Consider the following 13,377-nt stretch of genomic DNA (forward strand, 5'->3'; position numbering starts at 1 on the left):
CCGACGCGTTCGGGAAGCCCGCCGCCGCAAGCACCACAGCGAGCGAAGCGAGCGAGGAGCGCAGCAAGGCGCGCGACCGAAGCAGGTCGGGGCTTTCACGCTGTCTCGCATTCCGATCGAGCCGTCGGTACTGTCGGCTGGCGCGGTAGCGCTCACTCCATTTGCGGTCGCGGTCTCACGTTCGGGACTCGTCGCGTCACTCGCTCGACCGAGCGCATCGAGTGACGAAACGACCGCTCCTGATCGCGGGACACCGAACTTATGACGACGGGCGCGACACCACCAGACATGCAACTACTCGCCCACGGCGGGGCGGGGTCGCCGCCCGACGAGCCCGCCGAGCGCCAGGCAGTGCTGGACGAGGCGGTCGCCCGCGGCGCCGAGGAATCGGACCCGGTCGACGCCGTCTGCGCCGCGGTGCGCGTCCTCGAAGTCGACCCGTCGTTCAACGCGGGCGTCGGCAGCGCCGTCCAGAGTGACGGCATGATCCGAACGGACGCCGGAATCGCGACCGCCGACGGCGAGGCGGGTGCCGCGGGCGCGATGCCCGAGGTCTGCCACGCCGTCGAAGTCGCCCGGGCGGTGATGACCGAGACACCACACGTCATGCTCGCGGGGGAGCGAGCGGTCGCGTTCGCCCACGCCGTCGGCGTCGAAACCGGCCTGGACCTGTGGGCCGACCGCACCCGCGAGCGCTGGGGCGACACCGAACCGCCCACCGGCGACCCCGAGGCGCATCTCCGGTGGGTCCGCGAGCACTTCGCCAGCGACGAAGCCGTGGACGAATCCGCCGATCAGCGACCGTCGCGGCCCGACCCCCACGACCACGACACGGTCGGCGCGGTCGCCCGGTCGGGCGAACAGATCGCCGCCGCCACTTCGACGGGCGGGCGCTGGTTCGCGCTGGCCGGCCGAGTCGGCGACGTGCCCCAGGTCGGCGCGGGCTTCTATGCTTCCGAGGCGGGCGCCGCGAGCGCGACCGGCGCCGGCGAGGACATCGCCCGCGAGGGGCTGGCCCGCCGGGCGGTCGACCTGCTGGAGCGGGGCGCCGACGCCGAGGCGGCCGCGCGGCTAGCGATCGGGGAATTCGACGACGCCGCCGAGGGCGACGCGGGGATCGTCGTGGTGGACGCCGACGGCGGAATGGGGGAGGCGTACAACAGCCCGGCGATGCAGACGGCGCGGACGGACGAGACGTAGGATCCGGTTCGCTACGCCGCGGCCGCGTTACGTTTCGACGCCGAGCCGTCCCAGACGTTCTTCCGCCTCGTCCGTCCCCTCGCGCTCGGATTCGGCGAGGAGTTCCCTGTGCCGGTCGGGATCGAGTGGTGGTTCGGCCGCCGCGAAATCGAGTAGTGTCCACTCACTCATCGCTCGGTCAGTGGGCGACGGTTCGTCGGCGACCGGCAAAAACGTTGGCCGATAGCGTGTCGGCTCGGCTCTTCAGGTCGACCCCGCCCGACACAGAAACCCTTTGACTGCAGGGCGCAAACCGCGAGCCATGAGCGTCGATCTGGATGCCGAGCAGTACGAAAAGTGCCGAGAGGCCGGCGAGATCCTCGCGCAGGTGCGCGACGAGGCCGCCGAGCGCTGCGAGGTCGGGACGGGCTACCTGGAGATCAGCGAGTGGGCCGAAGACCGCATCCGCGAACTCGGCGGCGAGCCGGCGTTCCCGGTCAACGTCAGCGTCGACGAGGAGGCCGCCCACGGTGCCGCCGGGCCCGACGACGACCGGGTGATCGGCGAGAACCTGGTCAAACTCGACATCGGCGTCCACATCGACGGCTGGCTCGCCGACACGGCCGTCACCGTCGATCTGGCTGGCGAGTCCGAGCTCACCGAGGCTTCGGCCGAGGCGCTCGACGCCGCGCTGGACGTTGTCGAACCGGGCGTCGAGACCGGCGAGATCGGCGCCGTCATCGAGGAGACCATCGAGGGCTACGGCTACAACCCCGTCGTGAACCTCACCGGCCACGGCCTGGGCCACTGGGAGCAACACACGACGCCGAACATCCCCAACCGGGCCGTCGAGCAGAGCGTCGAACTGGAGGTCGGCGACGTGGTCGCGGTCGAGCCGTTCGCCACCGACGGCGGCGGCAAGGTCCAGGAGGGCAGCCAGGAGGAGATCTTCGCGCTCGAACGGGAGGGCTCCGTGCGGGACCGCACCGCCCGGAAGGCCCTCGAACAGATCACCGAGGAGTTCCGGACGCTGCCGTTCGCCGCCCGCTGGCTCGACGTGCGCCGCCCGAAGATGGCCCTGCGCCGACTTCAGCGCCAGGACATCGTCCACGGCTACCCCGTGCTCAAGGAGGACGAGGGCCGGATGGTCAGCCAGAAGGAACACACGATCATCGTGACCGACGAGGGCTGCGAAGTGACGACGCGGAGCCGGTAGGCCGGTCGTCAGGTCGCGTCTCTCGGTCGGCACGAACGAGCCGTGAGCGGGCCGCAGGCCTCGACCGGCCGACGGGCGGTCACTCGTCTTTCCACTCGCCGTGTTTGTCGCGGTCGTAGAGTTCGCCCATCGCCTTCCGTTCGCGCGGCCAGAACGCGACGGCGCCGGCGACGAGGTGGGCGAGCGCGACGACGGCGATGACGACCGACCCCGGGACGGCGACGATGGCGGCCGCCGCGACGGGGTTCGACCCGGGCGCGAACACGGTGATCCGGGCGATCCACGCGGCGAGCAACACGACCGCGAGCGGGAGGTATATCCGGCGGAGGCGCCGCGAATAGGCCTCGGTGAACGGCGTCTTGACCGCGGGGCGTCGGAGGTCGTCGCCGAGTTCGTGTTGCCACGGTTCGTACTCGACGGTCCCCTCGGGGTCGACGGCGGTGGCGAAGAGGTTCTCCTCCAGCAGTCGCACCCGGGACCGCCAGACGTCGTAGGTCCGGTAGCGCCGCGTCTCGACCAGGTGAAACAGGGCGACGGTCAGCATGCCGATGAGCAGCAGATAGTGGGGGTTGTCGGGGGCGGAGAAGACGAACGTCAGGACCGCCGCCATGATCGTCACCGCCCAGTTGGTCGTGCGGTCGAGGCGGTCGCGCCAGGCGACCGCCCGGCTCATCTCGCCACGGTAGAGGTGACCGAGCAGCGTCGGGAGGTCCTCGTGGCTCGTGAGTCCGTCTGTCTCGGCGTCGTCGTTCGAGTCGGGCATGTCGATCGCTACCGGTGTCGGACGGGAGTCCTTTCTCCGAATGTACCTGCGGGATACGTCCGTCGCGCGACCTCGCGGTGTCGCTCGCCCGCGTTCGATCCGCTTTCTCCGGGTTTATGCCGGGCGAGACCGTCGGATCGGACGTGTCACGAGTACTCGTCACCGGCGGCCTCGGTGGCTCCGGCCGCTGGATCGTCGACAGACTCGCAGAGGAGGGCCACGAGGTCATGTGCGTCGACCAGCGCTTCGCCGAGAGCGAGCGCCCGAACGTCGACGTGCGCGTCGCCGAGCTGACCGACCGCGGCGACGTGTTCGACCTCGTGGGGGAGTTCGACCCGGACGCGGTCGTCCACTGGGCGGCCATCCCGGATCCGCTGAACGACCCCGGCGGCGAGGTCTTCGAGAACAACATCGTCTCGACGTACAACGTCCTCGAAGCCGCGGGGCGGGCCGACGCCCGCGTCGTCTGGGCGTCCTCCGAGAGCGCGCTCGGGTTCCCCTTCGCCGCCGAGACGCCCGCGCCGGACTACCTGCCGGTCGACGAGGAACACCCGCTCCGCCCGGAGGACCCCTACGGCGTCTCGAAGGAGGCCGGCGAGGCGCTCGCCCGCCAGACCGTCCGCCGCCACGACGTGCCGGTCGTCTCCATCCGCCCCTCGTGGATCCAGTACCCCGGCGAGTACGTCTGCCTCGGCAACGACGTGCCCGAAGAAGGCGTCGGCAACTTCTGGAGCTACGTCGACGTGCGCGACATCGCCTCGATCGTCGCAGCGGCGCTGGACGCCGATATCGACGGTCACGAGGCCGTCTTCGCCGTCGCCGACGAGAACTACGGCGACAGCGAGACCACCGCGTTGTTCGAGGAGTTCTTCGGGCAGATTCCCGAGCCGTGCGACCTGTCGGGCGACGACGCTTCGATCTCCAACGCGAAGGCCGCGGACCTGCTGGACTGGGAGCCAGCCCACTCCTGGCGCGACGCTGCCGACGAGGACGTCGAGGGACCGACCGTCTGAGCGACGCGTGGCCATCGCTGGCGACGTGGACGCGACTCAGTCCTCCTCGCCCGCGGGATTGTGCGCGATGGCGAACAGGAATCCCGAGAGAAAGAGCAGTTCGTTGCCGAGGTACACCGCCAGGATCGGGTCGACGATCGCGACGATCGAGGGCGGGAGCGCGACCCCGAGAATCACCAGTATCAGCGCCAGTATCGCCGCGATCCCCGCGAATATCCGGGTGACGGCTCCGCAGACGTACCCCACCACGAACACCAGGATCGCTTCCAGCAGTCCCATGATTGACAGGACGGTTCGGGCGGCAATAGCCCTTCCGCCGGCGAAACCGTGTGCCGCAATAGCACGGCACGGAAACGGCTTTTCCGCCGCCCGGACACGGCCCGCTCGTGCCGACCGAGATCCGCGAGCTGACGACCGACGGGGAGTGGGACGTGGCGGTGCCGATACTCCGGCAACTGTGGAGCCACGTCGACGACGCCTTCGTCCGCGAGTGGCGCGAGGAGGACGACTACCGACTGTTCGGGCTGTACGAGATCGACGAACCCGAGAGCGGGCACGTGGATTCGAAAGCGGCGGTGACGCTCGTCGCGGTGGCGGGCGTCTCGGTCCAGCGGGTGCTCCACCACGAGCGACACTGCTGGGTCCACGACTTCGTGGTCGACGAACCCCGGCGCGGCGAGGGACTCGGGAGCGAACTGCTCGACCGAGTCTCGGAGTGGGCGCGCGACCGCGACTGCGAGCACCTGTCGCTGGCGTGCCGGGCGGGCAACGACGAGGGGCGCGAGTTCTACGAGTCCGAGGGGCTAGACGCGTGGGGTGCGGTGCTGGAGCGGGAGCTCTAACCCAGGTCGGTGCCGACGCCGGCGTAAGCGATGTAGACGCCGATGGCGCTGCCGACGGCGTAGCCGAGGCTGCCGAGCGCCGCTCGTTCGAGGGGGTCGCCGGCGACGACGACGCCGAACAGCGTGACCGCGGCGGCACCGGCGACGAACGCCGCTGTGGCTGCCCGGAGGGGGCGCGTCTGGAGGGAGGGGGACATACGTCTCGCATGTCTCGTCCGTTCAAATACGTTTTTCGTCCCAGTTCGCCCGGCTCGCCACCCCGGTCGGTCGCCGTCGGCGTCGCCCGTCGGGGTTTAGTGCGTCGCCCCCGCAGGGCCGGCATGGATCAGGTCTTCGCCCCGTGGCGCATCGACTGGGTCGAACGCGAGGGCGGCAACGACGATATCGACGGCTGCGTCTTCTGCGCGTTCGCCGACGGCGACCCCGACGGCGACCGCGACCGGCGAGTCGTCGCCCGCTCCGAGCGAGCGTTCGTCCTCCTGAACAACTACCCGTACAACCCTGGCCACGTCATGGTCATTCCCCACGCACACACCGGCGACTACCGCGAGTTGGACGACGAGACCCTGCTCGACCACGCCCGGCTGAAACAGCGGACCTTCGACGCGCTGGACGACGGGCTCGGCCCCGACGCCTACAACGCGGGGCTCAACCTCGGCGGGGGCGCCGCCGGCGGCTCCATCGACGACCACCTCCACACCCACGTCGTCCCGCGCTGGGAGGGCGACACGAACTTCATGCCCGTCGTCTCGGACACGCAGGTCATCGTCGAAGCCGTCGACGACTCCTACGGCCGCATCCGCGAGGCGTTCGCCGAACAGGACGGGGCTACGGTCGAGGGGGACGACCACGCCGTCCGGCTCGCCCTCGGCGAGTGAGCCGCCGGAACCTCTAACTGTCGACGGCCTGACTGGCGAGCATGGAGCTCCTCGGTCGCGCCTGACTCCGCTTCGCCCCGCCGCGTCTCGCTCGCCGACCACGCAGTGACGACTACCATGACAGACGACACGACAGCCACCGAGGGATCGACCGACAGCGAATCGACACCCGACGACTGGCGGCCGGCGGACGCGAGCCACCCGCTCGCCGACCGCCTCGCCGCGCGGGCGGTCCCGATCGACACGACCGACCCCGCCGAGGACCTCGCGGACCTCGCGGCGCTGGCCGACCGGCTGCGCGGCGCGCGCGTCGTCGGTCTCGGGGAGGCGACACACGGAACCCGGGAGTTCTTCCGGCTGAAACACCGGATCGTCCGTCTGCTCGTCGAACGGCTGGACTACCGGCTGTTCGCGCTCGAAGCCAACTTCTCGGAGACGCTCGCCATCGACGAGTACGTCGTCTACGGCCGTGGAGACCCGAGAGATGCCCTCGAAGGCATCTACTTCTGGACGTGGGACACCGAGGAGGTGCTCGCGCTGATCGAGTCCCTCCGCGAGTTCAACGAGGGGCGGCCGGTCGACGACCGCGTCCGGTTCTACGGGGTCGACGCGCAGTTCACGGCCGGACCGGCCGAGGCGCTCATCGATTTCTTCGACGACCGGGACGCCGACTGGCCGGCCGAGCACCGCGAGACGCTGGCGACGCTGGCGGACGATGGCCTGGAGGTCGACGAGGCGCCCGCCGACGTCGCGGCGTCGCGGCTCGCGGCCGCCGAGGACCTGATCGACGCGCTCGACGCGTGGTTCGACGGCGAGACGACCGACGGGAGCGACGCCGGAGCGCTCGCGCTGCACCGCCGGCACCTCCGGACGCTCGAACAGACCGTCGAGAGCGCGCGAGCGGGCCGCGACGACGGGGTCCAGGCGAAGGCGCGCCGGCGCGACCGCGCGATGGCCGAGACCCTCGCGTGGGTCCTCGACCACGAGCCTCACGACCGGATCGCGCTCTGGGCCCACGACGCGCACGTCCAGCGCGACGGCCGCGAGGAACACTGGGGGACCGGAACGCCGATGGGCGCGCACCTCGCCGACCGCTACGGCGACGACTACTACGCGCTCGGGTTCGACTTTGCGGGCGGCGAGTTCCAGGCCCTCGACGTGACCGACGACCACGAGTTGCGGGCCTGCTCGCTCGGTCCGCCGCCTGAGGACGCGGCCACCCGGCTGTTCGCCGCGGTGGACGACCCCCCGTGGTGGGTCGACTTCGCCGACATCGACGACGAGGGACTGGTGGAGTACTTCGACCGCGAGCGGCCGGTCCGGTCTGTCGGTGCCGTCTACGACCCCGACGACGAACGCGACCGACTGCACGACGAGTTCAGACTCCCGCTCGCGTTCGACGGTCTCGTCTTCGTCGCCGAGACGAGTCGCGCGCGCCCGCTCGAACGGGAGTGAGCGGCCGGTCCGGATGACTGCGGGCCGACACCGCTTTCACCCGGCGTGGTCAACCACCGACGATGACCGACGACAGGCCGCGAGTGCTCCGGCGGGTCGGTATCCTGCTACTCGTCGCCAACGTGGCGCTCGCCGCGCTGAAGGGCGGTGCGTGGGTCGCGACGGGGAGCCTCGCGGTCCAGTCCGAGGCAGTCAACAGCGCCTCGGACGCCGTCTACTCGCTGGTCACGGTGGCGGGCCTGTATCTCACGACCCGACCACCGGACTTCGAACACCCCCACGGCCACGAGCGCATCGAGCCGTTCGTCGGGCTGTTCGTCGCGCTCGGTATCTTCGTCGCGGGCGGCACGGTCCTCTATCAGTCCGCGACGGCGCTGCTGTCGGGCGACGTGACCGTCTCACGGGGGCCGACGGCGGTCGCCGTCCTCGCGATCGCCGCCGTCGCGAAGTTCGCCCTCTACCGGTACGTGCTGGCGGCGGCGGACCGGCACAACTCGCCGGCGCTGACCGCCACCGCCGTCGACAACCGCAACGACATCCTCACGGCGGGCGCCGCGATCGTCGGCGTCGTCGGCGCCGGCGCCGGCTACCCCGTCCTCGACCCGCTGGCCGCGATAGTCGTCGCCGTCGGGATCGTCTACACCGGGATCGAGGTCGTCCGCGACAACCTCGGCTACCTCCTCGGCCGCGCGCCCCCGGAGGAGCTCCGCCGGGAGATCATCCGCCGTGCGCTCGAACATCCCGACGTAGAGGGTGCCCACGACGCCATCGCCCACTACGTCGGCCCGGAGATCGACGTGTCGCTGCACATCGAGGTCGAGGGCGAGCGGACGCTGTTCGAGGCCCACGATATCGAATCGGCCGTGGTCGACTCCATCCGCGAGTTGCCGGAGGTCGACGACGTGTTCGTCCACGTCGATCCCCGGGAACTCGACGAGTGGAAGGCCGACGAGGAGGTCGACCAGCTAGCCGGCGACGAGTCCGCCCGGTAGGGCCGCATCGACAGGCCACCCCACCGCGAGGCCGCGCCCACCGGTAGCCACTACCTCCTGGCGCTCGAACTCCGGGTATGTCGATGGAGGCCGGCTTCGAACTGGGGTTCTCGACGCTCGACGACGAGGTCACCGACCGCTCGCTCGCGGTCGAAGGGTCGCTACCCGACTGGCTCGGCGGGGCGCTGGTCCGCAACGGCCCCGCCGTCTTCGAGGTCGGCGGCGAGCGCGTCGCCCACTGGTTCGACGGTCTCGCGATGCTCAACCGGTTTTCCTTCGCGGGAACTGACGACGAGATTCGCTACACGAACCGCGCGCTTCGCTCTGAGACCTACCGTCGCGCGATGGAGGCCGGCGAGATATCCGGGCAGTTCGCCACCGGCGGCGGCTACCTCCAGCGGGTCCGGCAGTTGCTGTTCGACGACCCCACGGACAACTGCAACGTCCACGTCGCCCGCGTCGGCGACTCGCTGGTCGCGATGACGGAGGTCCCCCGCTTTTGCTCCGCCGATCCCGAGACGCTGGAGACGCTCGGCGAGTTCGCCTTCGCCGACGCGCTGACCGGCCACATCAACTGCGCACACGTCGTCCCCGACCCCCACCGCGGGGAGACGGTCGGTCTCCTGACCACGTTCGGCCGCCCCAGCGAGTACACGCTCTACCGGCTCCCCGACGGCTCGCGCTCGCGGGAGCGGATCGCGACGCTGCCGGCCAGGGATCCGGTCTACGTCCACAGCTTCGCGCTCACGGAGCAGTACGTCGTCCTCACGGAACACCCGTTCGTCACGAACCCCGCCTCGTTCCTGTTGCCCGGGAGCGAGAGCTTCGTCGACAACTACGACTGGGAGCCCGAGCGGGGCACCCGGTTTCGCGTCGTCGACCGCGACAGCGGGGAAGTCGTCGCCACTCGCGTGGCCGACCCCTGGTTCGTCTTCCACCACGTCAACGCCTTCGAGGCGGAATCGGGAGGGGACGAGGACGACGACGCCGGTGCCGACGAACTCGTCGTCGACCTGGTCGCGTACCCGGACGCAGACGTGGTCGACGGACTGTATCTCTCGGCCGCGGAGGACTGGTTCGAGAGCGGGCAGGACGGGCAGCTCCGGCGGTTCCGGATCCCGCTCGACGGCGGTCGAGTGACGAGCGAGTCGCTGTACGAGGGACTGGAACTCCCGCGGGTCGCCCGCGGCGACCGGACGAAACCGTACCGCTACGCCTACGCCCAGGGCGCCGCCGAGCGCGACGGCAACCACGTCGCGAAGGTCGACGTGGAGACGGGCGACTCACGTCGCTGGGAGGAGTCGGGCCTGTTCGTCGAGGAACCGGTGTTCGTCCGCGCGCCCGACGTCGAACGGCCCAGCGACGAGGGCGTCGTCCTCGTTACGGCGCTGAACACGACCGAACGGCGGACCGATCTGCTCGTCCTCGACGGCGAGACGCTGGCCGAGCGGGCGCGAGCGCCGCTGCCCCACGCCGTCCCGTTCGGCTTCCACGGGCGGTACTTCCGGGAGTGGTGACGCCGGCTTCAGTCCGTCTTCTCCGCCACGTTCGTCTTGAGGTACGCCAGAGCGAGTCCGACGAGTCCCCCGGCGACGAGTATCGTCCCGTCGTCGACCCGGTATCCCACGGCGATACCGAAGGCACCGCCGACGACCAGCGCGAGCGGTCCGTAGTATAGTCTGTTCACTTTCGATACGGTAACGTGTGTTTGATTAATACTGTTTCGAATATGTGTTCTACTAGTTGTGACTACAGTACGCCGTTGAATATGTTACCGATACCATCGATCAGGTCCGAAGCGACATCCTGTGCATCGTCCCACGCATCGCCCAGTTCAGACTGGATGTCACTGGCTATGGCGCCGGGATCGATGTCACCGGTACATCGGACGACAGCCAGTGCCGCCGGTGGCTCTCGGTAGGTGTTCTCCACGTTTTCCACGGTCGGGACGAACACGTCCACGTACTGCGCGCCACAGGGCGTGTTCTCGCGGATTACGTCGCTGATCGAACAGCCGACGTACGCACTCGCACAGGCGACCCCGACGGCCGTCCCGATCGTTCCGGCAGCGGCTACGAACTCGGCGGGCGGCTCCGGCTGGACGTCTCGGCGCTCGACGGTCGGTGACGGGCCAGCAGTCGGGGACGCGCGGGCGGTCGGCACCCGTTCGCTCGGCTACGCTCTCGGTCTCGGCCGCACCGTCAGCACCGGCCGGTCGGCCTCGCGGAGGACGCTCGCCGCGACGCTCCCCATCACGAGCCGGTCGATCCCCATCCGGCCGTGGGTCCCGAGGACGACCAGGTCGACGCCCCGCTGGGCGGCGAACGCGCGGATCTCCTGGGCCGGGTCGCCCGCGCGGATCGCCGTCTCGACCGGGACGCCGGTGCGGGCGCCGTGGACGCGGATCTCGCGGGCGACCGCCTCGCCACGCTCTTCCAGGAGTCTTCGGAGGACGCCCGAACTCCCGAGACGCGTCTCGACGACGTACAGCGCCGACACCGTCGACCCGAACGCCCCGGCGAGTTCGAACGCCCACGTACGGGCGACCCGGGCGCTCTCGCTCCCGTCGGTCGCGAGCAGGACGCGCCCGAGCGTCGGCGGGTCGTCGGTCGCCGGGCCCGCGACGGTGAGAACCGGGACCGGCGCGTGTCGCGCGACCCCTTCGGCGACCGAGCGCCGCAGGAACCGAGCGAGCCGCCCGCGCCGATGCGCTCCGAGGACGACGAGATCGACGGCGCGGGTGTCGACGGCGTCGAGGATCGCCTCGGTCGGGTGGCCGACGACGACGGATTCGGTCGCGTGGACGCCTGCGGCGGCGGCGCGTTCGCCGACCGCGTCGAGGGCCGTCCGGGCGGCCACTCGGGCCGCCGACGCGACCGGTTCGCCGGTCGGTCCCTCGTCGAACACGCCGGGGACCTCGCTGTCGAGGACGGCCAGCGCGTCGACGGTGGCGTCGAAGGCGTCGGCGAGCGCGAGCGCGTATCCAACGGCCTGTCGGCTCTCCGGGCTGTCGTCGACGGGGAGCAGGATTCGGTCGATCACGCGATCCCCCTGAACGCCGCGATCCCGAGGACGGTCACCGTCGACAGCAGTAACTGCAGCGGCGCGCCGACCCGGAGGTAGTCGACGAACCTGTAGCCGCCGGGGCCGTACACGAAGAGGTTTGTCTGGTAGCCCACGGGGCCGAGAAACGACGTCGAGGCGGCGAATGTCACCGCCAGGACGAACGAGAAGGAGTCGGCGCCGATCGCCGTCGCCGCGGCCGCCGCGACCGGGATCATGAGGACGACGCTGGCGTTGTTGCTGATCACCTCCGTGAGCAGGCCGGTGACGAGGTAGAACAGCCACAGGACGACCACGACCGGGAGGTGAACCGCCGCGGCGGCCACGGCGGCCCCGAGCAGCGCCGCCGCGCCGGTCCCTTCGAGCGCGATCCCCAGCGGGATGACTCCCGCCAGGAGGAAGATCACGTCCCAGTCGACCGAGTCGTACAGTTCGTTGGCGTCTAAGACACCGGTGAGGACCATCGCCACGACGCCGGCCAGCGCCGTGACGAGGATGTCCTGCTGGAGGCCGGCCAGCAGCGCGAAGGCACCGACCCCGGTGAGCGCGACTAGCCACTCTCCGAGCCCCGCCCACGGGAGAGCGACGAACCCGACGACGCCGGCCATGATGGCGACGGCGTGGGGGATCTTGTCGGTCCGGTAGTCGGGCTCGGCGGTCTCGCGGACGGGGACGAACTCCCGGGATCGCCTCAGCCGGTCGAGCGTTCGCGGCGGGGCCTGGACGAGCAGCGTGTCCCCGGCCTGGACTCTCAGGTCTCCCAACGGCTCGCTGACGGTGTCGCCCCGACTGCGCAGCGCGAGGACGGTCGCGTCGTAGCGCCGCGCGAACGACGCACTCCGGAGGGTCTCGCCGACGAGAAACGAGGTCGCCGGGACGACCACCTCGACGACCGGGCGGTCGCCCGACCCGGCCGCTTCGAACGCCTCGTCGGCGTCCTTCGGTCGTTCTACGGCGAGTTCGTCCGCAGCCGCGAGCGACGCGAGGGCGTCGTCGCCGGCTCGGACCAACAGCGTGTCGCCCGCCGCGAGCCGTTCGTCGACCGGGGAATCCGTCGGCCTGTCGCCCTCGCGAAGCAGACGGACGACCTCCACGGGGTTGCCCGCTCGCTCGGCCACCGCCGAGGGTCGCCGTCCGACGAGGTCCGACCCCTCTTTCACGTCGACCTCGGCGAGGTAATCGGCCACCCCGTAGGTATCGACGCGAGTCTCGGCGGGCGGCACCCGCTCGGGGAGCAGCCGGTGGCCCACCGTCAGGAGATAGGCCGACCCCGCGAGGAAGACGACGACGCCCAGCGCCGTGAACTCGAAGAACTCGAACGCGCGGAGTCCCGGGTACTCTCCCGCCAGGCTCGCGGCGGTGTCGCTCGCGAGGATGTTCGTCGAGGTGCCGACCAGCGTGAGCATCCCGCCGAACTGCGAGGCGTACGACAGCGGGATCAGCAGCTTCGACGGCGAGGTACCGCCCTCGTTCGCGACCTCGGTCACGACCGGGATCAACACCGCCACGACGGGCGTGTTGTTGACGAACCCCGACGACGGCCCGGCCACACCGATCGTCGCGAGCAACTGCTTGTCCAGCCGGTCGCCCGCGAAGGCCGCGATCCGCCGCCCGACGATCTGGACCAGCCCCGTCCGACTGATCCCCGCACTCAGGATGAGCATCGCGAGGACGGTGATCGTCGCCGGGCTGGAGAACCCCGAGATCCCCTCGCTCGGTGAGATCCCCGTCCACGGTTCGAGCAGGATCAGCGTAACCATCACGGCGATGGCCGTCACGTCGACGGGCACGCGTTCGGTCACGAACAGCACGACCGCGCCGACGACGACCAGCCCCACCACGACCATGTCGACCGTGACACCGGCCGGTGCCGACGGCTGCAAGGGTGTCAGCGAGACTGGACGTACCACGTGGGGCAGTTGGGCCGACCGGTCCAAAAGCGTAGTCCGCAGGTACGTGTGCTCTCCCTGCGGGAT

Annotated in this window: 16 protein-coding genes; 8 read left to right on the top strand and 8 right to left on the bottom strand. The window is 70.4% G+C overall.

Annotated features, from left to right (window positions below; all coding sequences use genetic code 11):
* Positions 1-288: 288 nt before the first annotated feature.
* Entirely contained in the window at positions 289-1,200 is a 912-nt protein-coding gene (locus I7X12_RS10925; protein WP_198060116.1) for an isoaspartyl peptidase/L-asparaginase, read from the top strand.
* Between the two features lie 27 nt (positions 1,201-1,227).
* Here the strand turns inward: I7X12_RS10925 and I7X12_RS10930 are convergent, their stop codons facing one another.
* Positions 1,228-1,371, bottom strand: a complete 144-nt coding sequence (locus I7X12_RS10930) for a hypothetical protein (protein WP_198060117.1) — start codon at positions 1,369-1,371, stop codon at positions 1,228-1,230.
* Positions 1,372-1,501: 130 nt separating this feature from the next.
* Here I7X12_RS10930 and map point away from each other — a divergent pair, with 130 nt between their 5' ends.
* Entirely contained in the window at positions 1,502-2,395 is an 894-nt protein-coding gene (map, locus tag I7X12_RS10935; RefSeq protein ID WP_198060118.1) for a type II methionyl aminopeptidase, read from the top strand.
* 79 nt (positions 2,396-2,474) lie between these two features.
* On the opposite strand, the gene I7X12_RS10940 is transcribed toward map, so the two are convergent.
* Positions 2,475-3,158, bottom strand: coding sequence for a DUF2270 domain-containing protein (locus I7X12_RS10940; protein WP_198060119.1), 684 nt, complete (start codon positions 3,156-3,158; stop codon positions 2,475-2,477).
* Between the two features lie 143 nt (positions 3,159-3,301).
* On the opposite strand from I7X12_RS10940, the gene I7X12_RS10945 reads away from it, so the two are divergent.
* Positions 3,302-4,171 (top strand): NAD-dependent epimerase/dehydratase family protein, encoded by an 870-nt coding sequence (locus I7X12_RS10945; protein WP_232342793.1) that lies wholly within the window; start codon positions 3,302-3,304, stop codon positions 4,169-4,171.
* A 36-nt stretch (positions 4,172-4,207) separates the two neighbouring features.
* Here the strand turns inward: I7X12_RS10945 and I7X12_RS10950 are convergent, their stop codons facing one another.
* Positions 4,208-4,450, bottom strand: coding sequence for a hypothetical protein (locus I7X12_RS10950; protein ID WP_198060121.1), 243 nt, complete (start codon positions 4,448-4,450; stop codon positions 4,208-4,210).
* A gap of 107 nt (positions 4,451-4,557) precedes the next feature.
* Between I7X12_RS10950 and I7X12_RS10955 the strand changes: the two genes are divergently transcribed.
* Positions 4,558-5,013 carry a GNAT family N-acetyltransferase gene (locus tag I7X12_RS10955; protein WP_198060122.1) on the top strand — a complete coding sequence of 152 codons (456 nt, stop codon included), beginning with the start codon at positions 4,558-4,560 and terminating at the stop codon, positions 5,011-5,013.
* Here the strand turns inward: I7X12_RS10955 and I7X12_RS10960 are convergent.
* A complete protein-coding gene (locus tag I7X12_RS10960) occupies positions 5,010-5,210 on the bottom strand; it encodes a hypothetical protein (RefSeq protein ID WP_198060123.1) in 201 nt (66 codons plus the stop codon). The two genes, I7X12_RS10955 and I7X12_RS10960, sit on opposite strands and share 4 nt — an antisense overlap.
* Before the next feature lie 123 nt (positions 5,211-5,333).
* Between I7X12_RS10960 and I7X12_RS10965 the strand changes: the two genes are divergently transcribed.
* The 4 genes from I7X12_RS10965 to I7X12_RS10980 all read left to right on the top strand — a co-directional run bounded on the left by I7X12_RS10965 (position 5,334) and on the right by I7X12_RS10980 (position 9,855).
* The gene (locus tag I7X12_RS10965; protein WP_198060124.1) at positions 5,334-5,891 is read left to right on the top strand and encodes an HIT domain-containing protein; all 558 of its coding nucleotides are present in this window, start codon (positions 5,334-5,336) and stop codon (positions 5,889-5,891) included.
* 117 nt (positions 5,892-6,008) lie between these two features.
* On the top strand, positions 6,009-7,346 hold the full coding sequence (locus tag I7X12_RS10970; RefSeq protein WP_198060125.1) for an erythromycin esterase family protein: 1,338 nt from the start codon (positions 6,009-6,011) through the stop codon (positions 7,344-7,346).
* Between the two features lie 62 nt (positions 7,347-7,408).
* A complete protein-coding gene (locus I7X12_RS10975) occupies positions 7,409-8,338 on the top strand; it encodes a cation diffusion facilitator family transporter (protein WP_198060126.1) in 930 nt (309 codons plus the stop codon).
* A gap of 77 nt (positions 8,339-8,415) precedes the next feature.
* Positions 8,416-9,855, top strand: a complete 1,440-nt coding sequence (locus tag I7X12_RS10980; RefSeq protein WP_198060127.1) for a carotenoid oxygenase family protein — start codon at positions 8,416-8,418, stop codon at positions 9,853-9,855.
* Positions 9,856-9,863: 8 nt separating this feature from the next.
* On the opposite strand, the gene I7X12_RS10985 is transcribed toward I7X12_RS10980, so the two are convergent.
* The 4 genes from I7X12_RS10985 to I7X12_RS11000 form a co-directional block, all read right to left on the bottom strand.
* Complete coding sequence (locus tag I7X12_RS10985) at positions 9,864-10,025, bottom strand: hypothetical protein (protein WP_198060128.1); 162 nt, start codon at positions 10,023-10,025, stop codon at positions 9,864-9,866.
* Between the two features lie 62 nt (positions 10,026-10,087).
* Positions 10,088-10,501, bottom strand: coding sequence for a hypothetical protein (locus tag I7X12_RS10990; protein ID WP_198060129.1), 414 nt, complete (start codon positions 10,499-10,501; stop codon positions 10,088-10,090).
* Positions 10,502-10,513: 12 nt separating this feature from the next.
* A complete protein-coding gene (locus tag I7X12_RS10995) occupies positions 10,514-11,380 on the bottom strand; it encodes a universal stress protein (RefSeq protein ID WP_198060130.1) in 867 nt (288 codons plus the stop codon).
* Positions 11,377-13,248: an SLC13 family permease gene (locus tag I7X12_RS11000; protein WP_198063852.1), complete on the bottom strand. Its 1,872-nt coding sequence runs from the start codon at positions 13,246-13,248 to the stop codon at positions 11,377-11,379. The genes I7X12_RS10995 and I7X12_RS11000 overlap by 4 nt, the downstream gene beginning before the upstream one ends.
* Positions 13,249-13,377 lie beyond the last annotated feature (129 nt).

This window comes from Halosimplex litoreum, from assembly GCF_016065055.1.
GTDB lineage: Archaea > Halobacteriota > Halobacteria > Halobacteriales > Haloarculaceae > Halosimplex > Halosimplex litoreum.

Bases quoted from the DNA above. Each gene is read 5' to 3' on its own strand.
- I7X12_RS10940 (WP_198060119.1), bottom strand. From the start codon at position 3,158: ATGCCCGACTCGAACGACGACGCCGAGACAGACGGACTCACGAGCCAC.
- I7X12_RS10960 (WP_198060123.1), bottom strand. From the start codon at position 5,210: ATGTCCCCCTCCCTCCAGACGCGCCCCCTCCGGGCAGCCACAGCGGCG.
- I7X12_RS10975 (WP_198060126.1), top strand. From the start codon at position 7,409: ATGACCGACGACAGGCCGCGAGTGCTCCGGCGGGTCGGTATCCTGCTA.
- I7X12_RS11000 (WP_198063852.1), bottom strand. From the start codon at position 13,248: ATGGTCGTGGTGGGGCTGGTCGTCGTCGGCGCGGTCGTGCTGTTCGTG.
- I7X12_RS10965 (WP_198060124.1), top strand. From the start codon at position 5,334: ATGGATCAGGTCTTCGCCCCGTGGCGCATCGACTGGGTCGAACGCGAG.
- I7X12_RS10980 (WP_198060127.1), top strand. From the start codon at position 8,416: ATGTCGATGGAGGCCGGCTTCGAACTGGGGTTCTCGACGCTCGACGAC.
- I7X12_RS10925 (WP_198060116.1), top strand. From the start codon at position 289: ATGCAACTACTCGCCCACGGCGGGGCGGGGTCGCCGCCCGACGAGCCC.
- map (WP_198060118.1), top strand. From the start codon at position 1,502: ATGAGCGTCGATCTGGATGCCGAGCAGTACGAAAAGTGCCGAGAGGCC.
- I7X12_RS10970 (WP_198060125.1), top strand. From the start codon at position 6,009: ATGACAGACGACACGACAGCCACCGAGGGATCGACCGACAGCGAATCG.
- I7X12_RS10930 (WP_198060117.1), bottom strand. From the start codon at position 1,371: ATGAGTGAGTGGACACTACTCGATTTCGCGGCGGCCGAACCACCACTC.
- I7X12_RS10950 (WP_198060121.1), bottom strand. From the start codon at position 4,450: ATGGGACTGCTGGAAGCGATCCTGGTGTTCGTGGTGGGGTACGTCTGC.